The organism is Pseudomonas sp. BF-R-30, from assembly GCF_019956175.1.
In the GTDB taxonomy this organism is placed as follows: domain Bacteria; phylum Pseudomonadota; class Gammaproteobacteria; order Pseudomonadales; family Pseudomonadaceae; genus Aquipseudomonas; species Aquipseudomonas jessenii.
Map to the genome: position 1 here is coordinate 37,888 of NZ_JAHBDE010000031.1, position 19,623 is coordinate 57,510.

At 59.5% G+C, this 19,623-nt stretch carries 20 protein-coding genes and 1 tRNA gene; 15 read left to right on the forward strand and 6 right to left on the reverse strand.

From position 1 onward, the window contains the following. The first annotated feature begins 159 nt into the window (after nucleotides 1–159). Nucleotides 160–831, forward strand: a complete 672-nt coding sequence (locus tag KGB20_RS16835; protein ID WP_007979804.1) for a response regulator — start codon at nucleotides 160–162, stop codon at nucleotides 829–831. After that, complete coding sequence (locus tag KGB20_RS16840; RefSeq protein WP_150814282.1) at nucleotides 824–2,212, forward strand: sensor histidine kinase; 1,389 nt, start codon at nucleotides 824–826, stop codon at nucleotides 2,210–2,212. The genes KGB20_RS16835 and KGB20_RS16840 overlap by 8 nt, the downstream gene beginning before the upstream one ends. A gap of 114 nt (nucleotides 2,213–2,326) precedes the next feature. Here the strand turns inward: KGB20_RS16840 and KGB20_RS16845 are convergent, their stop codons facing one another. Together KGB20_RS16845 and KGB20_RS16850 are read right to left on the reverse strand one after the other, a co-directional pair. Further along, nucleotides 2,327–3,148 carry an HDOD domain-containing protein gene (locus KGB20_RS16845; protein WP_057716028.1) on the reverse strand — a complete coding sequence of 274 codons (822 nt, stop codon included), beginning with the start codon at nucleotides 3,146–3,148 and terminating at the stop codon, nucleotides 2,327–2,329. Nucleotides 3,149–3,182: 34 nt separating this feature from the next. After that, nucleotides 3,183–4,124, reverse strand: a complete 942-nt coding sequence (locus KGB20_RS16850; protein ID WP_150814283.1) for a YgfZ/GcvT domain-containing protein — start codon at nucleotides 4,122–4,124, stop codon at nucleotides 3,183–3,185. Between the two features lie 149 nt (nucleotides 4,125–4,273). Here KGB20_RS16850 and KGB20_RS16855 point away from each other — a divergent pair, with 149 nt between their 5' ends. After that, nucleotides 4,274–4,528, forward strand: coding sequence for a succinate dehydrogenase assembly factor 2 (locus KGB20_RS16855; protein WP_057716026.1), 255 nt, complete (start codon nucleotides 4,274–4,276; stop codon nucleotides 4,526–4,528). Next, nucleotides 4,512–4,964: a protein YgfX gene (locus KGB20_RS16860; protein ID WP_154947593.1), complete on the forward strand. Its 453-nt coding sequence runs from the start codon at nucleotides 4,512–4,514 to the stop codon at nucleotides 4,962–4,964. The genes KGB20_RS16855 and KGB20_RS16860 overlap by 17 nt, the downstream gene beginning before the upstream one ends. Here KGB20_RS16860 and nadB read toward each other — a convergent pair. Beyond that, nucleotides 4,933–6,549: an L-aspartate oxidase gene (gene nadB, locus KGB20_RS16865; RefSeq protein WP_057716024.1), complete on the reverse strand. Its 1,617-nt coding sequence runs from the start codon at nucleotides 6,547–6,549 to the stop codon at nucleotides 4,933–4,935. The genes KGB20_RS16860 and nadB overlap by 32 nt on opposite strands. 552 nt (nucleotides 6,550–7,101) lie before the next feature. Here nadB and rpoE point away from each other — a divergent pair. The 4 genes from rpoE to KGB20_RS16885 all read left to right on the forward strand — a co-directional run bounded on the left by rpoE (nucleotide 7,102) and on the right by KGB20_RS16885 (nucleotide 10,873). Next, entirely contained in the window at nucleotides 7,102–7,683 is a 582-nt protein-coding gene (gene rpoE / locus KGB20_RS16870) for an RNA polymerase sigma factor RpoE (protein ID WP_003172477.1), read from the forward strand. 31 nt (nucleotides 7,684–7,714) lie between these two features. Next, nucleotides 7,715–8,302, forward strand: coding sequence for a sigma-E factor negative regulatory protein (locus KGB20_RS16875; RefSeq protein ID WP_057716023.1), 588 nt, complete (start codon nucleotides 7,715–7,717; stop codon nucleotides 8,300–8,302). Nucleotides 8,303–8,310: 8 nt separating this feature from the next. Continuing rightward, nucleotides 8,311–9,270, forward strand: a complete 960-nt coding sequence (locus tag KGB20_RS16880; RefSeq protein ID WP_057716022.1) for a MucB/RseB C-terminal domain-containing protein — start codon at nucleotides 8,311–8,313, stop codon at nucleotides 9,268–9,270. Nucleotides 9,271–9,448: 178 nt separating this feature from the next. After that, entirely contained in the window at nucleotides 9,449–10,873 is a 1,425-nt protein-coding gene (locus KGB20_RS16885; protein WP_090453675.1) for a DegQ family serine endoprotease, read from the forward strand. A gap of 76 nt (nucleotides 10,874–10,949) precedes the next feature. Here the strand turns inward: KGB20_RS16885 and KGB20_RS16890 are convergent, their stop codons facing one another. After that, entirely contained in the window at nucleotides 10,950–12,383 is a 1,434-nt protein-coding gene (locus KGB20_RS16890) for a M48 family metalloprotease (protein ID WP_150814285.1), read from the reverse strand. Between the two features lie 98 nt (nucleotides 12,384–12,481). Between KGB20_RS16890 and KGB20_RS16895 the strand changes: the two genes are divergently transcribed. Beyond that, nucleotides 12,482–12,721 carry a sulfurtransferase TusA family protein gene (locus KGB20_RS16895; protein WP_007979782.1) on the forward strand — a complete coding sequence of 80 codons (240 nt, stop codon included), beginning with the start codon at nucleotides 12,482–12,484 and terminating at the stop codon, nucleotides 12,719–12,721. 31 nt (nucleotides 12,722–12,752) lie between these two features. After that, nucleotides 12,753–13,823, forward strand: a complete 1,071-nt coding sequence (locus KGB20_RS16900; RefSeq protein ID WP_057716019.1) for an AI-2E family transporter — start codon at nucleotides 12,753–12,755, stop codon at nucleotides 13,821–13,823. Nucleotides 13,824–13,966: 143 nt separating this feature from the next. On the opposite strand, the gene KGB20_RS16905 is transcribed toward KGB20_RS16900, so the two are convergent. Next, nucleotides 13,967–14,440 (reverse strand): peroxiredoxin, encoded by a 474-nt coding sequence (locus tag KGB20_RS16905; RefSeq protein ID WP_154861745.1) that lies wholly within the window; start codon nucleotides 14,438–14,440, stop codon nucleotides 13,967–13,969. Between the two features lie 10 nt (nucleotides 14,441–14,450). Further along, entirely contained in the window at nucleotides 14,451–15,011 is a 561-nt protein-coding gene (locus tag KGB20_RS16910) for a glycine cleavage system protein R (protein ID WP_007979776.1), read from the reverse strand. Between the two features lie 327 nt (nucleotides 15,012–15,338). On the opposite strand from KGB20_RS16910, the gene dapA reads away from it, so the two are divergent. From dapA to KGB20_RS16935, 5 genes are all read left to right on the forward strand, one after another. After that, nucleotides 15,339–16,217 (forward strand): 4-hydroxy-tetrahydrodipicolinate synthase, encoded by an 879-nt coding sequence (dapA, locus tag KGB20_RS16915; RefSeq protein ID WP_057716017.1) that lies wholly within the window; start codon nucleotides 15,339–15,341, stop codon nucleotides 16,215–16,217. Nucleotides 16,218–16,234: 17 nt separating this feature from the next. After that, entirely contained in the window at nucleotides 16,235–17,350 is a 1,116-nt protein-coding gene (bamC, locus tag KGB20_RS16920) for an outer membrane protein assembly factor BamC (protein ID WP_057716016.1), read from the forward strand. A gap of 4 nt (nucleotides 17,351–17,354) precedes the next feature. After that, nucleotides 17,355–18,113, forward strand: coding sequence for an MBL fold metallo-hydrolase (locus KGB20_RS16925; protein ID WP_057716015.1), 759 nt, complete (start codon nucleotides 17,355–17,357; stop codon nucleotides 18,111–18,113). Nucleotides 18,114–18,141: 28 nt separating this feature from the next. Next, nucleotides 18,142–18,855, forward strand: a complete 714-nt coding sequence (gene purC, locus KGB20_RS16930) for a phosphoribosylaminoimidazolesuccinocarboxamide synthase (RefSeq protein ID WP_154947592.1) — start codon at nucleotides 18,142–18,144, stop codon at nucleotides 18,853–18,855. Nucleotides 18,856–18,938: 83 nt separating this feature from the next. Next, nucleotides 18,939–19,028: transfer RNA gene (locus KGB20_RS16935), tRNA-Ser, on the forward strand. Nucleotides 19,029–19,623 lie beyond the last annotated feature (595 nt).

Consider the following 19,623-nt stretch of genomic DNA (forward strand, 5'->3'; position numbering starts at 1 on the left):
GACGGCAGTCGAAACTGTCCGTGGCTGGACTGTAACGGGCTAACCTTTCGCTAACCTTTCAGCTGACTTTCACGGTTTTCGGGCTTCACAGCGGCGGTTGCGGCTGTAAACTTCGCGCCAGAGAATGGCGTCGACCATCCCGGAATGAGGTAAAGATCCATGCGTGTTCTGCTCGTCGAAGACCATTTGCAGCTCGCCGAAAGTGTCGCCCAGGCGCTCAAGAGCACCGGGCTGACCGTGGACGTTTTGCACGATGGCGTGGCAGCCGACCTGGCGCTGGGCAGCGAGGAATACGCCATGGCGATCCTCGACGTCGGCTTGCCGCGCATGGATGGTTTCGAAGTGCTGGCGCGTTTGCGGGCGCGGGGCAAGAACCTGCCGGTGTTGATGCTGACCGCCCGCAGCGACGTCAAGGACCGGGTCCACGGCCTCAACCTCGGCGCCGACGACTACCTGGCCAAGCCGTTCGAACTGACCGAACTCGAAGCCCGGGTCAAAGCCTTGTTGCGCCGCAGCGTGCTGGGCGGTGAGCGCATTCAGCGTTGCGGTGTGCTGGCCTACGACCTGGAAACCCGGCGTTTCACCCTCGGGGAAGAATTGCTGACCCTGACCTCCCGCGAACAGGCCGTGCTCGAAGCCCTGATCGCGCGCCCCGGTCGGGTGATGAGCAAGGAGCAGCTGGCGTCGCAAGTGTTCGGCCTCGACGAAGAAGCCAGCCCCGATGCCATCGAAATCTACGTGCACCGCCTGCGCAAGAAACTCGACGGTCAGCCGGTCGCCATCGTGACCTTCCGCGGCCTCGGTTACTTGCTGGAAAGCCGCGATGCATAAGCCCAGCAGCCTGCGCTGGAGGTTGCTGTGGAACCTGGCGCTGCTGCTGGTGGTGTTGATGCTGGCCAGTGGTTTGAGCGCCTACTGGAACGGACGCGAAGCTGCCGATACGGCCTATGACCGGACCCTGCTGGCGTCGGCGCGAACCATCGCTGCGGGCGTCTCCCAGCGCGACGGCACCCTGAGTGCCGACGTGCCCTACGTGGCCCTCGATACCTTTGCCTACGACAGTGCCGGGCGAATTTTCTACCTGGTCAACGACATCAATCAGAAGCTGATTTCCGGTTACGAAAACCTGCCCGCGCCACCGCCGGGAACGCCGCGCACCGATGACTATCCGGCGCTCGCACGTTTCTACAACGCCCAGTACCGTGGGCAGAACGTGCGCGTGGTGAGCCTGCTCAAGCCCGTGAGCGAGCCGAACATGAACGGCATGGCGGAAATTCGCGTGGCGGAAACCGATGAGGCGCGCGTCAGCATGGCCCGCAGTCTGGCGGCGGATACTTTGCTGCGCCTGGGCATGCTGGCAATCGGTGCGTTGATGCTGGTGTGGTTCGCGGTGAGTGCTGCGTTGCGCCCGCTGGAGCGCTTGCGCACGGCGGTGGAAGAGCGCCAGCCGGACGATCTGCGCCCCTTGCCTTTGGTGGAAGTGCAGCGCGAATTGTGGCCGCTGGTGCGCGCACTCAATCACTTTACCGAGCGCTTGCGTGGCCAGTTCGAGAAGCAGGCGCAATTCATCGCCGATGCCGCCCACGAACTGCGCACTCCGCTGGCGGCACTCAAGGCGCGCCTGGAGCTGGGCCAGCGCTCGGCTGAGCCCGATGTCTGGCGCAGCACCCTGGAGAATGCCGCCCAGAGCACTGATCGATTGACTCATCTGGCCAATCAGTTGCTTTCCCTGGCGCGGGTCGAAAATGGCGCACGGGCGATTGCCGAGGGCGGCGCGCAGTTACTCGACCTGAGTCAGTTGGCACGGGAGCTGGGCATGGCCATGGCGCCGTTGGCCCACAAGCGTGGTATCGCGCTGGCGCTGGAGGCGGATGAGCCGGTCTGGCTGCGGGGCGAGCCGACGTTATTGAACGAGCTGCTGAGCAATCTGGTGGATAACGCACTGGCCCACACGCCGCCGGGTGGCAACGTGATTCTGCGGGTCTCGGCGCCCGCCGTGCTGGAAGTCGAAGATGATGGCCCCGGCATACCTCTTGAAGAACGCGATCGGGTATTCGAGCGCTTTTATCGCCGCAATCAGCAAGTGGCCGGTTCCGGATTGGGGTTGGCGATTGTCGGTGAGATCTGCCGCGCGCATCTGGCCCAGATCAGCCTGCACGATGGCGAGCGGGCGGGGTTGAAGGTGCGGGTGAGTTTTGTTGCGGGGGATTGATGCCGCGTCTGTTCAGGCCCCTTCGCGAGCAAGCCCGCTCCCACATTTGATCAGCGGCGACTCGGTTCAATGTGGGAGCGGGCTTGCTCGCGAAGGGGGCAACGCGGTCTTTGATCAGTAAAACATCGTGCGCGTTTCTTCCAGGTCGGCGCACATCGCCTTGTCGTCAAAATCGATTCCAAGTGCCTTGTAGGCCGGTACGTTCAACGCATCGGTACTGGCGAGCGGGTGATCGGTGTCCTGCAGGCAATACAGGCTGGCCACCTGTACCAGATCCACATAGTCGACCTGCGCAGACTGGCGCTTGAAGTTCAGGTATAGCCGCGGCACTTGCACCAGCATGTCGGGAAATTCCCAGACCCTGAGCAGTTTTTCGCCGATTAGCGGATGAATCCGGTCGATCACATGGTTGAGGCTGACCGGGTCGGACAGCAGCTCGTAGTGATCTTCGGCGTAGGTCAGGATCGGCAGCACGCCGATCTGGTGCACCAGGCCGCCAAGGGCCGCCTGATCGGGCTTTAGTCGGGTGCAACTGCGGCACAAGGCGTAGCTGACGCCGGCGATTTCCAGGCTTTTACGCCAGACATCGCGCATTTTCTGTTCCACCACATCGGAGCGGGCATGGAAAATCTGCTCCATGACCAGGCCGATCGCCAGGTTACAGCTGTAGTTGATGCCCAGGCGGGTGATCGCGGTATGCAGATCGGTCACTTCCTGGGTCGCGCGCAACAGTGGGCTGTTGACCACTTTGATCAGGCGTGCCGACAGCGCGGTATCACGGCCGATCACTTTGCTCAGGGTACTGACGCTGACTTCCGGGTTTTCCGCGGCCTTGCGAATCTGCAGGGCCACTTCCGGTAACGTTGGCAGAACCAGGTCATCGTTATTGATGGCCTCAACCAAATCCTGTTGGACCTTTTCCGCCAGCTTGCTCATTTAGTCTCTCTAGGTGTCGCGCCAAGTACTGCCGTTATTGCTGGATTTCGCGGTCGCGGTCCAGTTCATAAGGCAGGTCGAGCAGCTGCAAGGACGGCCCTTCGAGCGCGCCCAAGTGGATGTCTCCACTTTCTGCTGCTTCGGCTTGCAACACAGCCAGGAGTTCAATGTTCTGTCCGGCGCGGGCCGCCAGCACCACTTCGCCGATGGCGCTGCCGTGGGTCGGGGAAAACAGCGGGGTACCCGGCTCAGGCAGTTCGCCGGCAGCCAGTTGCAGGCGATACAGGCGGCGCTTGAGTTTGCCCAGGTACTGCATCCGCGCGACGATTTCCTGCCCGGTGTAGCAACCTTTCTTGAAACTCACGCCACCGACCGCTTGCAGGTTGAGCATCTGGGGGATGAACAACTCGCGGGTGCCGGGCATGACCTGGCCGATTCCGGCGCGGACCTGGCCCAGCAGCCATTGATTCAGATCGCCTTCGCTCAGCACAGCCGAAAGCTTGCCTTTGACCGCATCGGCTTGACCGGCGGCAACCCACAGTTCGGCACGATCAGGCGAGACGCGGATGGCGATCAGTCCATCGTTGCGCACGACGCTGTCGGCTTCTGCCGGCAGGTCCAGACCGAGGCTGACCAGTGCGGCGTCGCCATGGTCGACGCCGAAGCGGACCCAGGCGGCACTTTCGTCGGTCAGTTTCGACTTGGAAAATACCGCGTATTTTTTCAGGTCCGCCAGTTGCGGTTCGAGCAATTCGGTGGCCATGGCCAGGACCACGCCGTCACCCTCGAGCAGGATGCGGAAACTCGATTGCATCCGGCCTTTTTGCGTGCAGCGGGCACCGAGGCTGGCCCGGGAATCGCTCAGGTAGTTGAGGTTGCAGGTCAGTTGGCCTTGCAGGAATTTGCTGGCGTCCGCGCCGCGGACCGCGAGAACACCTTCATGAGAAAGGGTGCAGAAAAAAGCAGAATCGGCCATGGGTCATCGCAGGGTAAAAAGTCTGATGGACATCATAAGGGGCCGCCTTCGAAATGGGTAGTTAACAAAGGCTCGACGGTGGCCGACCAAAGCCGACTGTTCGACGGGGCGCGGGCCTGTATACTTGCGGCCTATTTGAGGAGCGCTCCATGGTCGAAGATGTTGAACTGAACCGCCTCTATTGGCACAGCCGCCGCGGCATGCTTGAGCTTGATGTGTTGCTGGTGCCGTTTGTGAAAGAGGTTTATCGGCACCTCAACGAGGTTGATCGCGCCTGCTATGTCAGGTTGCTCGAATGTGAAGATCAGGACATGTTCGGCTGGTTCATGGAACGCAGCGAATCGGAAGATCCTGAGCTGCAACGCATGGTTCGCATGATCCTGGATCGTGTCCAGCCCAAGTAATGGGTTCGAATGCCGCTGGCATGCCTCACGGCAGTTGCTGGCGGCCTATCTTCTGGCCCAGCTGTTCGCGTTGGGTTCGTTGTTTTTACTGTCGATTCCGGTCTGGGCCAGCTTGCTCGGCGTCGTGCTGTGCGTGGTTCACGGAGCCTGGCTGTTGCCCCGGCAAATCCTGCTGACGCACCCGCAGGCCTTTTGCGGCTTGCGGCGCGATGCCGATGGCTGGCAGTTGTGGAGTCGGGCAAGGGGTTGGCAGGCCGTACAACTGAGGCCGGACAGCCTGGCGCTGCCGTTGGTGGTGGTACTGCGTTTCCGTCTGCGTGGCGAGCGCCGGGTCAGGGCCATTTGCGTACCCCGGGATGCGCAGGCGGCGGATGTGCACCGACGCCTGCGGGTGCGGCTCAAGTTCAGCCGACGTAGGTGGGCGGCACCAGAATAGTGTCCAGCGCGACCGGCAACATGTCCGGGTAGTCGAGGGTGTAATGCAGGCCACGGCTTTCCTTGCGCTCCATGGCTGACAGAATCATCAGCTCGGCAACCTGGGCCAGGTTGCGCAGCTCGATCAAGTCCCGGCTGACCTTGTAGTTGCTGTAGAACTCGTCGATTTCATCCAGCAACAGCTGCACGCGATGTTGCGCCCGTTGCAGGCGCTTGTTGGTGCGCACGATGCCAACGTAGTCCCACATGAACCGCCGCAGCTCATCCCAGTTGTGCGCAATGATCACGTCTTCATCGGAATCGGTGACCTGGCTCGCATCCCAGGCGGGAAGGGGCGTTGGCATCGGAACCCGGGGCAACTGTTCGAGAATGTCCGCGGCCGCCGAGCGGGCATAGACGAAACATTCCAGCAGCGAGTTGCTGGCCATGCGGTTGGCGCCGTGCAGGCCGGTGAAACTGGTTTCGCCGATGGCGTACAGCCCGGGCACATCGGTGCGACCCTGTTGATCGACCATCACGCCGCCGCAGGTGTAGTGCGCCGCCGGGACCACCGGGATCGGTTGTTTGGTGATGTCGATGGAAAATTCCAGGCAGCGTTCGTACACCGTCGGGAAGTGCGTCTTGATGAAGGCTTCGGGTTTGTGGCTGATGTCCAGATAGACGCAGTCGATGCCCAGGCGCTTCATTTCATGGTCGATGGCCCGGGCGACGATGTCTCGTGGGGCCAATTCGGCCCGTGGATCGAAGCGCTGCATGAAGCGCTCGCCGTTGGGTAGCTTCAGGTGGGCACCTTCGCCTCGCAGGGCTTCGGTGACCAGGAAGCTCTTGGCTTGCGGGTGATACAGGCAAGTAGGGTGGAACTGGTTGAATTCCAGGTTCGCCACCCGGCAGCCCGAGCGCCAGGCCATGGCGATGCCATCGCCGCAGGCGCCGTCAGGGTTACTGGTGTAGAGGTAAACCTTGGCCGCACCACCGGAGGCGAGGATCACAAAGCGGGCGCCGTAGGTATCGACTTCGCCGGTGCCGCGATTGAGCACATAGGCGCCGAGGCAGCGATCACCTTCGAGTCCCAGGCGTTTCTCGGTAATCAGGTCAACCGCAACCCGCTGCTCCAGCAGTTCGATGTTCGGTCGTTTCCGGGCCTGGTCGAGCAGGGTGGTGAAAATGGCAGCGCCGGTGGCATCGGCTGCGTGGATGATGCGCCGATGGCTGTGACCGCCCTCGCGGGTGAGGTGGAACTCGAACCCGCCATCTTCGTTACTCGACTGTTCATCGCGGGTAAAGGGCACGCCCTGGTCGATCAGCCATTGAATCGCTTCCCTGCTGTGCTCGACGGTAAAGCGCACGGCGTCCTCATGACACAGGCCGCCGCCGGCATTGAGGGTGTCATCCACATGGGACTCAACGGTATCGGTGTCATCGAGAACGGCCGCAACGCCGCCCTGGGCCCAGAAAGTCGAGCCATTGGCGAGGTTGCCCTTGCTCAGAACGGCAATGCGCAAATGACCGGGCAAGGTCAGCGCAAGGCTCAAGCCGGCAGCACCGCTGCCAATTACCAGAACATCGTGTTGAAACTGTTGGCTCATTTCAGGATTCCGCTCAAAGCGACCCGGGTCGGGGGTGGCGCAGCTGGACTTTCGAGTCAATGCAGCCGCACTGCCCACTAGTATATAGAGGGGGGGAGCGGCACAATACCCGAGCTAGCATGGCATTGTGAAACTACCGTGACGCAAAACATCGGTCGCTTCGTCGGATGTTTTTCTGCCCGTTGGGCGCGAGAATGACTGTATCGCCGATTTAACAGTCTTTTTCCCTTCACGGTTGCACAATGTCGGGTTGGTACGGCTATAAATAATTGGAACTTTTGCCAAAGGGCCAAGATCAATAGACGGTTGCCTGAAACAAGGGACAGTGTCGGCTTCAGTGCCGGATTGCAGTTCGATCCTTGCTGAAGAATCCGATGACAAGATTATCCGCGCAGCCGGGTCAACTCGTGCTGCGCTTTTCGTGCGTGCCAAATCAGAGCCCGCAGGAAACTTGCCTGGAGGGGGAGAACTTTTGCGAAAAGCCCGAGTCTATGTTTGCAAGTCTGGTGGTTTACTTCTGCAAGCCTCCTCCGAGCTCATCGAGGAGTGTTCATGCTAACCCAGGAAGAGGATCAGCAACTGGTCGAACGCGTTCAGCGCGGCGACAAGCGTGCTTTCGATCTGCTAGTGCTGAAATACCAGCACAAAATTCTCGGGTTGATCGTGCGTTTCGTGCACGACACCCATGAAGCCCAGGATGTGGCACAAGAAGCCTTTATCAAGGCATACCGTGCACTAGGAAATTTTCGCGGAGACAGCGCGTTTTATACGTGGCTTTACCGCATCGCCATCAACACGGCGAAAAACTATCTGGTTTCACGCGGCCGTCGGCCGCCGGATAGCGATGTCAGTTCCGAGGATGCAGAGTTCTACGATGGCGATCATGGCCTCAAGGATCTCGAGTCGCCAGAGCGGGCTTTGCTGCGGGATGAGATCGAAGGCACCGTCCATCGAACCATTCAGCAACTGCCGGAAGATTTGCGTACGGCTTTAACTTTACGTGAGTTTGATGGTCTGAGTTACGAGGACATTGCGAGTGTCATGCAATGTCCGGTAGGCACCGTGCGCTCCCGGATTTTCCGCGCCCGGGAGGCCATCGACAAAGCCCTGCAGCCGTTGTTGCAGGAAAACTAAAGACAGCGGCGACAGCCAAGAGAGGAACGCCATGAGTCGTGAAGCCCTGCAGGAATCGCTGTCCGCAGTGATGGATAACGAAGCGGACGAATTGGAATTGCGTCGGGTATTGAATGCCTGTGACGATGTAGAAACCCGTGAAACCTGGGCTCGTTATCAGATCGCTCGGGCAGTGATGCACAAGGATCTGCTGCTTCCACGCCTGGACATCGCCGCGGCTGTTTCTGCTGCCCTGGCTGACGAAGCCGTACCGGCAAAAGCTTCCCGTGGTCCATGGCGCAGCCTGGGTCGTCTGGCGGTCGCTGCCTCGGTGACCCTGGCGGTGCTGGCCGGTGTGCGTCTGTACAACCAGGATGAGATCGCCGGTGTCGAACTGGCCCAGCAATCCGCTCAACCCGGACTGGCTGCTCCACAAGTAAAAGGCCCAGCCGTTTTGGCAGGCTACAATGAGAGTTCGGATGCTACTGGCCCAATGGCCAACGGCGTACTGCAAGGTCAGCCAGGCTGGCACGATCAGCGTCTGCCAGGTTACTTGCGCCAACACGCACAACAGGCTGCATTGAAAGGCACTGAGAGCGCTCTGCCTTACGCTCGTGCCGCAAGTCTGGAAAACCGTTAAGGAGGATCATGCGCGCCATACCTCTACTTTCGCTTCTGCTCAGCGGCTGGTTCATCGTTCCAGCCCAAGCCGGTGAAGCCCAGGACTGGTTGACCCGCCTGGGCCAGGCAGAGCAACAGCAAAGCTTTCAGGGTACTTTCGTCTACGAGCGTAACGGTAGTTTTTCTACCCATAACATCTGGCACCGCGTCCAGGATGGAAAGGTCCGCGAGCGTTTGATCCAGCTCGACGGTTCCGCTCAGGAAGTCGTTCGCATTGATGGGCAAACCCAATGCGTCAGCGGCACACTGATAGCAGGGCTTGGGGACTCCCCGAACTCCGCCGCCCGTGCACTCGATCCTCAAAAGCTCAAGAATTGGTATGACCTGGCCGTCATCGGCAAGTCGCGTGTCGCCGGGCGTTCGGCGGTGATCGTATCGCTGACACCCCGTGATCAGCACCGCTATGGTTTTGAACTGCATCTGGACAAGGAAACCGGCCTGCCTCTGAAGTCCTTGCTACTGGACGACAAGGGGCGGTTGTTGGAGCGCTTCCAGTTCACGCAAATGGATACCGCTGACGTCCCTTCCGAACAAGACCTGCAGGCCAGTAATGATTGCAAGCCAGTCAATCTCGAAAGTGACAAGGCCTCTGCCGTCAAGGCTGCCCAGGTCTGGCGTTCCGACTGGTTGCCGCCCGGCTTCGAGCTGACCAGCAGCACCGCTCGCAAGGATCCGCAGACCAAGACCCAGGTCAATAGCCTGATGTATGACGATGGCCTGACGCGCTTTTCGGTATTCCTCGAGCCGTTGAATGGCGCAACAGTCACCGACACCCGTACTCAGTTGGGACCGACCGTTGCGGTTTCCCGGCGCTTGGCCACGGCACAGGGCGACATGATGGTGACTGTTGTTGGCGAGATACCGGTCGGTACTGCTGAACGGATAGCGCTTTCGATGCGCACCGACGCCGCTGCAACCAAGCAGTGAGCTGAATTTGAAATGTTTCGTGAGCATTTCAGTTTGCAAAAATCCCGTAAATTTTTTATAGGTCAGAGCCCCTCGGCTCTGGCCTTGTTTGTTGTTCCCGGAACAAAAATACCGGCGTATTGTTCCCGGTGTTCCTTGCTCCATATCGCTTAACCATGCTCGTCGTAACGGGAGCCGTATGTCGATACCACGCTTGAAGTCCTACCTTTCCATTATTGCCACCGTGCTGGTGCTCGGTCAGGCGGTCACCGCCCAAGCGGTCGAATTGCCTGATTTTACGCAACTGGTCGAACAGGCTTCGCCTGCGGTCGTGAACATCAGTACCACGCAAAAGCTGCCGGATCGCAAAGTCAACCAGCAAATGCCCGACCTCGAAGGCTTGCCACCGATGCTGCGCGAATTCTTCGAACGGGGCATGCCGCCACAATCGCGCTCACCTCGTGACCGTCAGCGCGAGGCAACCTCCCTGGGTTCGGGTTTCATCATCTCTTCCGATGGCTATATCCTGACCAATAATCACGTGATCGCCGATGCTGACGAAATCCTCGTCCGCCTGGCCGATCGCAGCGAAATGAAAGCCAAGCTGATCGGTACCGATCCACGTTCCGACGTGGCGCTGCTGAAAATCGAAGGCAAGGATCTGCCAGTGCTCAAGCTCGGTAAATCCCAGGACCTGAAGGCTGGCCAATGGGTTGTCGCGATCGGTTCGCCATTCGGCTTTGACCACACGGTGACACAAGGCATCGTCAGCGCCGTCGGTCGCAGCTTGCCGAACGAAAACTATGTGCCGTTCATCCAGACCGACGTGCCGATCAACCCGGGTAACTCCGGCGGTCCGCTGTTCAACCTCAACGGTGAGGTGGTCGGGATCAACTCGCAGATCTATACCCGCTCCGGTGGCTTCATGGGCGTGTCGTTTGCAATCCCGATCGACGTGGCCATGGATGTTTCCAATCAGCTGAAATCCGGTGGCAAGGTCAGCCGTGGCTGGCTGGGCGTCGTGATTCAGGAAGTGAGCAAGGATCTGGCCGAGTCGTTCGGCCTGGAGAAGCCGGCCGGTGCGCTGGTCGCCCAGATCCAGGACGATGGTCCGGCTGCCAAGGGCGGCCTGCAAGTTGGCGACGTGATCCTGAGCATGAACGGTCAGCCAATCGTCATGTCGGCCGACCTGCCGCATCTGGTTGGCGCGTTGAAGGCTGGCAACAAGGCCGATCTGGAAGTGATTCGTGACGGCAAGCGCAAGAATGTCGAATTGACGGTCGGCGCGATTCCGGAAGAAGGCAAGGAGCTGGATGCGCTGCCAAAATCCAGCATTGAGCGCAGCAGTAATCGCCTGGGTGTTTCCGTGGTCGAGCTGACTGACGAGCAGAAGAAAACCTACGACCTCAAGGGTGGTGTGCTGATCAAGGAAGTACAGGACGGCCCTGCTGCCATGATCGGCTTGCAGCCGGGTGATGTGATCACCCATCTGAACAACCAGGCCATCGGTTCCACCAAGGAGTTCGCGGACATCGCCAAGGCGCTGCCAAAGAACCGTTCGGTGTCGATGCGGGTACTGCGTCAGGGGCGTGCGAGCTTCATCACCTTCAAGCTGGCCGAATAACCCGGTTGTTGGTTGCATAAAAAACCGCCTCGAAAGAGGCGGTTTTTTTGTGTCCGGACCTTTTGTCGCCGGGGCGTCAGCCCATCATGTCCTTGATCATGCGCTCTTGTTCCATCAGCTCGCGTTGTCGCGCGTCGATCCGCGAAGACAGCGGGAAGTTGCTGCCAGCCCTGCGTTTGGCGAAGTCCAGTTGCTGAATGGCCTGTTTGTAGTCACCGACCAGCGCAAAGTATTCGGCGCGAGCCTGATGCAGGCCGATGATATTGCCCGACAGGCCGCGCGTCTCGGCAACCTGATACCACACGTCCGGATCATCCGGGCGGGACTTGAGCAGGCTTTCGAGGGCTTTCTCCGCATCCGCAGTACGGTTTTGCTTGAGCAGCAGGTCGACGCGGATCTGGTTCAGCGGGTAGTTGCCAGAGTATTGGCCCATCAACCGGTCAACCCGGGACTGGGCATCCGCCAGGCGATTATTGGTGATATCCAGATCGACCTGAGCCAGGTTGTAGATGATTTCGTTGGGTGACTTGGCCAGCAACTGCTTGAGGTTTTCCCGTGCTTCGTTCAGATGGCCGCCCTTGATCTGGGCGATCGCCAGGCCGTAGCGTGCCACGTCGTTTTTCGGGTTCTCGTCGAGCTGGGCGCGGAAGCGCTTGGCACCAAGCCCCGGGGTTTCTTCATAGATCAGCTGTACGCGTGCGCGGATCAGTTGGTAGCGCATGCTGTCTTCGATACCGCCCTTTGGAAACTGTTCGGCGCGGTTGCGGGTGTCGGCGATACGCGATTCAGTGACCGGGTGGGTCAGCAGAAATTCCGGTGGCTTGGCATCGTAGCGGTACTGACGCCCCAGCCGTTCGAACATGGTTGGCATCGAGCGGGGATCGTAACCGGCCTTTTCCAGATTGAGGATGCCGATACGGTCGGCTTCCTGCTCGTTCTGGCGGGAGAATCGCCGCTGTTCCTGGATGGCTGCGGCCTGTGTGCCGGCAATGGCCGCGATCCCGGCGTCACCGCCACCGGCGGCTGCCAGCACGATACCCGCCAGCAATGCAGCCATCATCGGTACTTGCATGCGTTGCTGCGCTTCGACGCCCCGGGCAAAGTGGCGCTGCGACAAGTGAGCCAATTCGTGCGCCAGTACCGAAGCGTATTCGCCCTCGGTCTGGGCGTTGAGGAACAAACCTCCGTTCACCCCGACGATCCCGCCCGGCGCTGCAAAGGCGTTGAGCTGCGGGCTGTTGATCAGGATGAATTCCAGGCGTCGGTCAGTGACCTGGCTGGTCTCGACCAGTCGGTAAACGCTGGATTCCACGTAATTCTTGAGCTGCGGATCGTTGAGCTGTGAAACCTGACTGCGCAACATTGCCAGCCAGGCGCGACCGAGCTGGTATTCCTGTTGCGGTGAGACAATGGCAGAACTGGCGTCGCCGAGTGACGGCAGGTCGTCGGCAAAGCCCGGTGAGGCGAGCAGGCAAGCGAGCGTCAGCAGGGTGGGGCGCAAAAAAGTCATGCACAAAGCCTTAGTCGACAAAGACCTTACTGTAGCCGGACACCGGCGTTGCGACCAGATATTCTAGGCAACACAACCACCTGACCCGGAGTGATGCAATGACCGACGCTGTAGAGCATGACGTTGAACTGGATGCCAGCGGCCTGAATTGCCCGTTGCCGTTGCTCAAGGCCAAGATGGAGCTCAACCGGCTGGCCAGTGGCGCGGTGCTCAAGGTCATCGCCACCGATGCGGGTTCGCAACGCGACTTTCGCACCTTTGCCCGATTGGCCGGTCATACCCTGCTTCGTGAAGAAGATGAGGCGGGTGTTTACCGCTATTGGTTGAAAAAAGCCTGAAATCGGCTGCGTTTACTCCTAAGGATTATTGATGTTCAAAGTGTTGCGCGACTGGATTCAGCGCTATTTCTCCGATGAAGAAGCGGTGGTGCTGGCTGTCCTGCTGTTTCTGGCGTTCACCGCCGTGCTGACCCTGGGCGGTATGCTGGCGCCGGTGCTCGCCGGGATGGTGCTGGCGTACCTGATGCAGGGGCTGGTGGTGACCCTCGAGCGCCTGCGGGTGCCGGGCGGGGTCGCGGTGGGGCTGGTCTTTGCGTTGTTCATGGGGCTGTTGCTGGTGTTTATCGTGGTTGTCGTGCCATTGCTCTGGCATCAACTGATCACCCTGTTCAACGAGTTGCCCGGCATGCTCGCCAAGTGGCAGTCGCTGTTGCTGCTGCTGCCCGAACGCTATCCGCATCTGGTGTCCGATGAGCAGGTACTGCAGGCCATCGAAGCGGCACGGGGCGAAATCGGCAAGTTTGGTCAGTGGGCACTGACGTTCTCGCTGTCGAGCCTGCCATTGCTGGTGAACATCATGATCTACCTGGTGCTGGTGCCGATCCTGGTGTTCTTCTTCCTCAAGGATCGGGCCATGATCGGCCAGTGGGTGCGCGGTTACCTGCCCCGTGAGCGGGCATTGATCACCCGGGTCGCCCATGAAATGAACCGGCAGATCGCCAATTACATTCGCGGCAAGGTCATCGAAATCTTCATTTGCGGTGGCGTGACCTACATCGCCTTTGTTGTCCTGGAACTCAATTACGCGGCGCTGCTGGCACTGCTGGTTGGGATTTCGGTGGTGGTGCCTTATGTCGGCGCCGTGGTGGTGACCGTGCCCGTGTTTCTGATTGCGCTGTTCCAGTGGGGCTGGAGCGATCAGTTCATATACTTGATGGCGGTCTACGGGATCATTCAGACGCTGGATGGCAACGTGCTGGTGCCATTGTTGTTCTCGGAGGCGGTCAACCTGCACCCGGTGGCAATCATCTGCGCAGTGCTGTTGTTTGGCGGGTTGTGGGGGTTCTGGGGGGTGTTCTTCGCGATTCCCCTGGCGACGCTGTTCAAGGCCGTGCTGGATGCCTGGCCGCGCAAGGAGCCGGAGGTGGCGCCGCTGCTTTAAGGGGCAGGTTTGATCGTTCAGTGGGGCTGATGGCCCCTTCGCGAGCAAGCTCGCTCCCACAGTTGACCGAGTTGTTCAGAAAAACACCGTCTAATGTGGGAGCGGGCTTGCTCGCGAAAGCGCCTTCACAGGCGTCGATAGAATCAGGCCTTGTTCAGTGCCTGAGCAGCCGCCAGAACCGCATCAACATGCCCCGGCACCTTCACGCCGCGCCATTCCTGACGCAGTACGCCATCCTTGTCGATCAGGAACGTGCTGCGATCCACGCCCATGTATTCCTTGCCGTAGAGCTTTTTCAGCTTGATCACGTCGAACAGTTGGCAGATGGCTTCGTCCTTGTCGCTGATCAGCTCAAAGGGGAATTCCTGTTTGCACTTGAAGTTCTCGTGGGATTTGAGGCTGTCGCGAGACACGCCGAACACTTCGGTATTGGCGGCCTTGAACGCAGCGTATTGATCACGAAAGCCCTGCCCCTCGGTCGTGCAGCCCGGTGTGCTGTCCTTGGGGTAGAAGTAGATCACTACCTGCTTGCCTTTCAGGCCGGCGAGGCTGACGGTTTGCCCGCTGGTGGCGGGGGCTTGGAAATCGGCAACCGGTTGGTCGATGGCAACGGCCATGAAAGCTTCCTTACATTGGGTTCTGTGGGCGCCAGGGTTCGATCAGGGCATCGAGGTTCAGCGCGTCGGCAAAATCCAGGAACTGATCGCGCAGCCAGCTGATTTGCACGCCGGCCGGCAAGGTCACGGTAAACGTGGCGTTGAGCATGGTGCCGCCGGTCTGCGGAGCCTGATAAGTGTCGCAGGTCAGGTTTTCCAGCTCGACATTGTGGTCCATGAAGAACTGGCACAGCTCGTTGATGATGTCCGAGCGGTAGGCCGAGCTGACATAAGCGACGTACGGCAGGGCCTGAGGGCGGTTTTCCAGGGCCGCGCTGCGCACCACGTTGACCGTGAACGCATGCCGCTTGGCCAATACCGGCAGGCTGCCTTCCAGGCGTGCCAGGGCATCCCAGCTACCGGAGATTTCCAGCACCAGGGCACTGCATTCGCCATGGCGGGTCAGGCGAGAGGTGACAACGGCGCAGCGGTTTTCATGGCTGGCGCGGCACAGGACGTTGGTCAGCTCCATGGGGTTGGCGCCGAGGGCACTGATAACAAGGAATTGTTCGCGAACTGTGGGGGTGGACATGCAGCATTCCTAAAGCGATGAGCGGTCGGTACGTCCAGAGGGCGTTTTGCCGGGGCGAGCCTGCGGATGCGAATTCAGAAACCCCCAAGCGGCAGGTCGCGACGTGCTCCGGCAGGGCGGGAGCGAGAGGCGGCAACGCTGGATCAGGGCTTGTGATGCCGTAAATGGAGGCTGAAACCCGGCGCGCGAGCTTGTCTGTACCGATCAAAGTCTGAAGGGTAGCGAAAACCGGCGCCAAGGGGAATGGCGGCAGCACAGTACTTCGCTTGTGCAAGCATCTTGGCGCCAGTACCATTACGGCTCTCTTTTTCCGGCAGGAGCGGTTTCATGATTGCGGGCAGTATGGTGGCACTGGTCACACCCATGGATGCACAGGGGCGTCTTGACTGGGACAGCCTCAGCAAACTCGTGGACTTCCACCTTGAAAACGGCACCCATGCCATTGTCGCCGTCGGCACCACCGGCGAGTCGGCAACCCTCGACGTCAACGAGCACATCGAAGTCATCCGTGCCGTGGTCAAGCAGGTCAACGGTCGTATTCCGGTGATTGCCGGTACCGGCGCCAATTCGACCCGCGAAGCCGTCGAATTGACCCGTAATGCCAAGGAAGCCGGCGCCGATGCCTGCCTGCTGGTAGTGCCGTACTACAACAAGCCGACCCAGGAAGGCCTGTACCTGCACTTCAAGCACATCGCCGAATCGGTCGACATCCCGCAGATTCTCTATAACGTTCCCGGCCGCACCTCCTGCGACATGCAGGCCGAAACCGTGATCCGCCTGTCCACCGTGCCGAACATCATCGGTATCAAGGAAGCGACCGGCGACCTCAAGCGCGCCAAGGCCATCCTCGACGGCGTAAGCAAGGACTTCATCGTCCTTTCCGGCGATGATCCGACCGCGGTCGAGCTGATCCTGATGGGCGGCAAGGGCAACATCTCCGTTACCGCCAACGTCGCACCGCGTGAAATGGCCGATCTGTGCGAGGCCGCCCTCAAGGGGGATGCCGAGACTGCACGGGCAATCAACGAAAAACTGATGCCGCTGCACAAGGACCTGTTCATCGAAGCCAACCCGATTCCGGTGAAGTGGGCTTTGGTTGAAATGGGCCTGATGCACGAAGGCATCCGCCTGCCGTTGACCTGGCTGAGCGCACCTTGTCACGAAACGCTGCGCACGGCCCTGCGCCAGTGCGGCGTCCTGGTTTAATTGAGGAAGTACAACGCATGAAGCGAATGGCCGGACTTTCCGCACTTGCCTTGATTATCTCCAGCACCAGTGGCTGTGGATGGATCTGGGGCCCGGAAGGTTATTTCCGTGACCGTGGTAGCGATTACCTGGAAGCGCAACAGACTGCACCGATGCAAATGCCACCGGATGTCCGTACCGCCAAGCGTCTGGATCCGCTGTTGCCGATCCCGCGCAACGTGGCCGATGACACCGCCAAGGGCGAATACATCGTTCCTCGGCCGCAGCCGCTGACCGCGGGTGCTGACGCCGGTGCCTACTCCCTGCAGAAGAGCGGCGGCTCCAGCTCCATCCTGGCGCAGAATCCGCCGGCTGAAGTCTGGCCCGTCGCCGTTCAGTTCTTCCAGGACAACGGTTTCCGTCTGGATGAACAGCGTCCGCAAACCGGTGAATTCACCACGACCTGGCAGCATTCCGATGAACTGTCTGCGGCCATGGCCAAGCGCCTGAGCGCGGCCGGCGTCAGCACGGACAGCGAAACCCGCGTGCGGGTGCGCATCGAACCGGGCGTGCAGCGCAACACCAGTGAAGTCTATGTGGTCAGCGCCGAGCGTCCCGCCGGCAGCACCGCCGACGTGGCCTTCACCAACCGTTCGGTCAACACTGGCCTGGACGCGGCACTGGTCGACGACATGCTCGCGAGCATGAGCCGTATCTCCGAGAAGGGCGGTTCGGTCTCCATGCTGGCTTCGCGTGATTTCGACGCGCCAAGTCGTGTCAGCCTGAGTGAAGACGGCAGCGGCAACCCTGTGCTGAACGTCGGTACCGATCTGGATCGTGCCTGGTCGAGCGTCGGTCGTGCGCTGGAACAAGGCGAATGGCGTGTTGAAGACATCAACCGCAGCCTGGGCCTGTACTACATCAACCTGGCCGAAAAAGCCGAGAGCAAAGACGACAAGCCAGGCTTCTTCAGCAGCCTGTTCGGCAGCGCGCCGAGCAAGGAAGAGCTTGAGGCCCGCGCCGAGCGTTATCAGGTTCGCCTGAGCAAGGTTGGCGAGAACGTCCAGGTCACCGTAGAGAAAAACATCAACACCGTGGCGCCGGCCGATGTGGCGCGTAAAGTGTTGAGCAAGATTCAGGACAACCTGGGCTGATCCTATGCGTTTTGCCGTTCTCGGCAGCGGTAGTCAAGGGAACGGCACGCTGATAGCCAGCGCTGATACGTACGTATTGGTGGATTGTGGTTTTTCCCTGCGGGAAACCGAAAAACGCCTGCTGCGCCTGGGTGTGAACCCTGCGCAGCTGAGCGCGATACTCGTGACCCACGAACATGCCGACCACGTGCATGGCGTGGGTTTGCTGTCTCGGCGCTACAATCTGCCTGTCTACCTCAGTCGCGGGACCTTGCGCGGGATGCGCAAACCTATTGAGCCGGCAGGCTTTCTGGCCGGCGGCGATCAACTGCAAATCGGCGACTTGAGCATCGGTGTCATTGCCGTGGCCCACGATGCACAAGAACCGACGCAATATGTTTTCAGTGACGGTTTACGGCGCTTCGGCCTGTTGACCGACCTGGGCTCGTATTGTGACAAGGTGCTGGACGGCTATCGGGACCTCGATGCGTTGATGATCGAGTCCAATCACTGTCGTGACATGCTGGCTCGCGGTCATTACCCGTACTTTCTCAAGCAGCGGGTAGGCGGTGAACTGGGGCATTTGAATAACCACCAGGCGGCATTCCTGGTGGCCGAGCTGGGCTGGAAAGACCTGCAACACCTGGTCCTGGCCCATCTGAGCAGCAAGAACAACCTGCCGCGGCTGGCCCGGCAATGTTTTGTCGACACCCTTGGGTGCGACCCGGACTGGCTGCAACTGGCCGATCAAGATTCAGGGCTCGACTGGCGACATATCGCCTAGCCCATCTACTTAGCAAGCGGAGCCCATCATGGAAAAACGTGAAGAACTCTACCGCGGCAAAGCCAAGTCGGTTTACAAGACCGACGACGCTAACCGCTTGATCCTGCTGTTTCGTAACGACACCTCGGCGTTCGACGGCAAGCGCATCGAGCAGCTCGACCGCAAAGGCATGGTGAACAACAAGTTCAACGCCTTCATCATGCAGAAGCTCGAAGCGGCCGGCGTGCCGACCCAATTCGACAAATTGCTGGGCGACAACGAATGCCTGGTGAAGAAACTCGACATGATCCCGGTCGAATGCGTCGTGCGTAACTACGCCGCCGGCAGCCTGGTCAAGCGTCTGGGTGTCGAAGAGGGCATGAAGCTCAACCCTTACACCTTCGAACTGTTCCTGAAGGACGACGCCAAGGGCGACCCGTTCATCAACGAATCCCATGTCGTGGCCTTTGGTTGGGGCACGGCCGAGCAACTGGTGCGCATGAAAGAGCTGTCGCTCAAGGTCAACGAAGTCCTGAGCAAACTGTTCGATGGCGCCGGCCTGCTGCTGGTCGACTTCAAACTGGAGTTCGGCGTGTTCCACGATGGCTCCATCGTGCTGGGCGACGAATTCAGTCCGGACGGCTGCCGTCTGTGGGACAAGGCCACCGGCAAGAAAATGGACAAGGACCGCTTCCGTCAGGGCCTCGGTGACGTCATCGAAGCCTATGAAGAAGTCGCCAATCGCCTGGGCGTACCGCTTTAACCGACGCAAGCATCTGATAGCACAGAAATATTTCGCTTAGGGGGTTCGCTTCCTGCGAAAGTGTTGTTATGATGCGCGCCGTTGGAGAGATGCCAGAGTGGCCGAATGGGACGGATTCGAAATCCGTTGTACCTTCACCGGTACCTAGGGTTCGAATCCCTATCTCTCCGCCATTATTGAACAAGACGAAGCCCCTGAAGTGGTTAAACATTTCAGGGGCTTTTTCGTTTCTGTCGTATTGGTCGGGGAGGGCATTTCGTGTCCCGGCATTTTTGACGTGATGCCCGTCATGCTCTTGGGATCCCCTGGGTATCCATTTGCCGTAGGGCTTTCTCACCATTGTTGTATCTATATGTCCAAGTGATGTGGTTTGGGTTCGTTGCTGTCCCAGTGCTTTATATAGATGCTGGAGGTTCTCATGGTGGCGGCCCGGACGCTTTGGCAAGGAAGAAGAATTTTCAGGTGGGGGGTTGACCACGTATTTTAATACTGTACTATTCGCCTCCCGCTAACGAGCAGTTTGATGTGGCTCTTGGTTTAAGTAGTTGATTTTGTTGAAAAATCAGAAACTTTTAAGGTTGCAAATTGAAAAGATGCGCTGTAAGATGCGCACCTCGGTTGAGACGAAAGATCTTAACCAGCCGCTCTTTAACAACTGAATCAAGCAATTCGTGTGGGTGCTTGTGGAGTCAGACTGCTAGTCAACAGATTATCAGCATCACAAGTTACTCCGCGAGAAATCAAAGATGTAACCAACGATTGCTGAGC

What these genes read in the sequence shown, in the direction of transcription:
- KGB20_RS16840 (WP_150814282.1), top strand. Translation starts at nt 824, where the DNA reads ATGCATAAGCCCAGCAGCCTGCGCTGGAGGTTGCTGTGGAACCTGGCG.
- KGB20_RS16835 (WP_007979804.1), top strand. Translation starts at nt 160, where the DNA reads ATGCGTGTTCTGCTCGTCGAAGACCATTTGCAGCTCGCCGAAAGTGTC.
- KGB20_RS16880 (WP_057716022.1), top strand. Translation starts at nt 8,311, where the DNA reads ATGCGCGCCATACCTCTACTTTCGCTTCTGCTCAGCGGCTGGTTCATC.
- purC (WP_154947592.1), top strand. Translation starts at nt 18,142, where the DNA reads ATGGAAAAACGTGAAGAACTCTACCGCGGCAAAGCCAAGTCGGTTTAC.
- nadB (WP_057716024.1), bottom strand. Translation starts at nt 6,549, where the DNA reads ATGAGCCAACAGTTTCAACACGATGTTCTGGTAATTGGCAGCGGTGCT.
- KGB20_RS16855 (WP_057716026.1), top strand. Translation starts at nt 4,274, where the DNA reads ATGGTCGAAGATGTTGAACTGAACCGCCTCTATTGGCACAGCCGCCGC.
- KGB20_RS16925 (WP_057716015.1), top strand. Translation starts at nt 17,355, where the DNA reads ATGCGTTTTGCCGTTCTCGGCAGCGGTAGTCAAGGGAACGGCACGCTG.
- rpoE (WP_003172477.1), top strand. Translation starts at nt 7,102, where the DNA reads ATGCTAACCCAGGAAGAGGATCAGCAACTGGTCGAACGCGTTCAGCGC.
- KGB20_RS16850 (WP_150814283.1), bottom strand. Translation starts at nt 4,124, where the DNA reads ATGGCCGATTCTGCTTTTTTCTGCACCCTTTCTCATGAAGGTGTTCTC.
- KGB20_RS16895 (WP_007979782.1), top strand. Translation starts at nt 12,482, where the DNA reads ATGACCGACGCTGTAGAGCATGACGTTGAACTGGATGCCAGCGGCCTG.
- KGB20_RS16900 (WP_057716019.1), top strand. Translation starts at nt 12,753, where the DNA reads ATGTTCAAAGTGTTGCGCGACTGGATTCAGCGCTATTTCTCCGATGAA.
- KGB20_RS16885 (WP_090453675.1), top strand. Translation starts at nt 9,449, where the DNA reads ATGTCGATACCACGCTTGAAGTCCTACCTTTCCATTATTGCCACCGTG.
- KGB20_RS16890 (WP_150814285.1), bottom strand. Translation starts at nt 12,383, where the DNA reads ATGACTTTTTTGCGCCCCACCCTGCTGACGCTCGCTTGCCTGCTCGCC.
- KGB20_RS16910 (WP_007979776.1), bottom strand. Translation starts at nt 15,011, where the DNA reads ATGTCCACCCCCACAGTTCGCGAACAATTCCTTGTTATCAGTGCCCTC.
- KGB20_RS16875 (WP_057716023.1), top strand. Translation starts at nt 7,715, where the DNA reads ATGAGTCGTGAAGCCCTGCAGGAATCGCTGTCCGCAGTGATGGATAAC.
- dapA (WP_057716017.1), top strand. Translation starts at nt 15,339, where the DNA reads ATGATTGCGGGCAGTATGGTGGCACTGGTCACACCCATGGATGCACAG.
- bamC (WP_057716016.1), top strand. Translation starts at nt 16,235, where the DNA reads ATGAAGCGAATGGCCGGACTTTCCGCACTTGCCTTGATTATCTCCAGC.
- KGB20_RS16905 (WP_154861745.1), bottom strand. Translation starts at nt 14,440, where the DNA reads ATGGCCGTTGCCATCGACCAACCGGTTGCCGATTTCCAAGCCCCCGCC.
- KGB20_RS16845 (WP_057716028.1), bottom strand. Translation starts at nt 3,148, where the DNA reads ATGAGCAAGCTGGCGGAAAAGGTCCAACAGGATTTGGTTGAGGCCATC.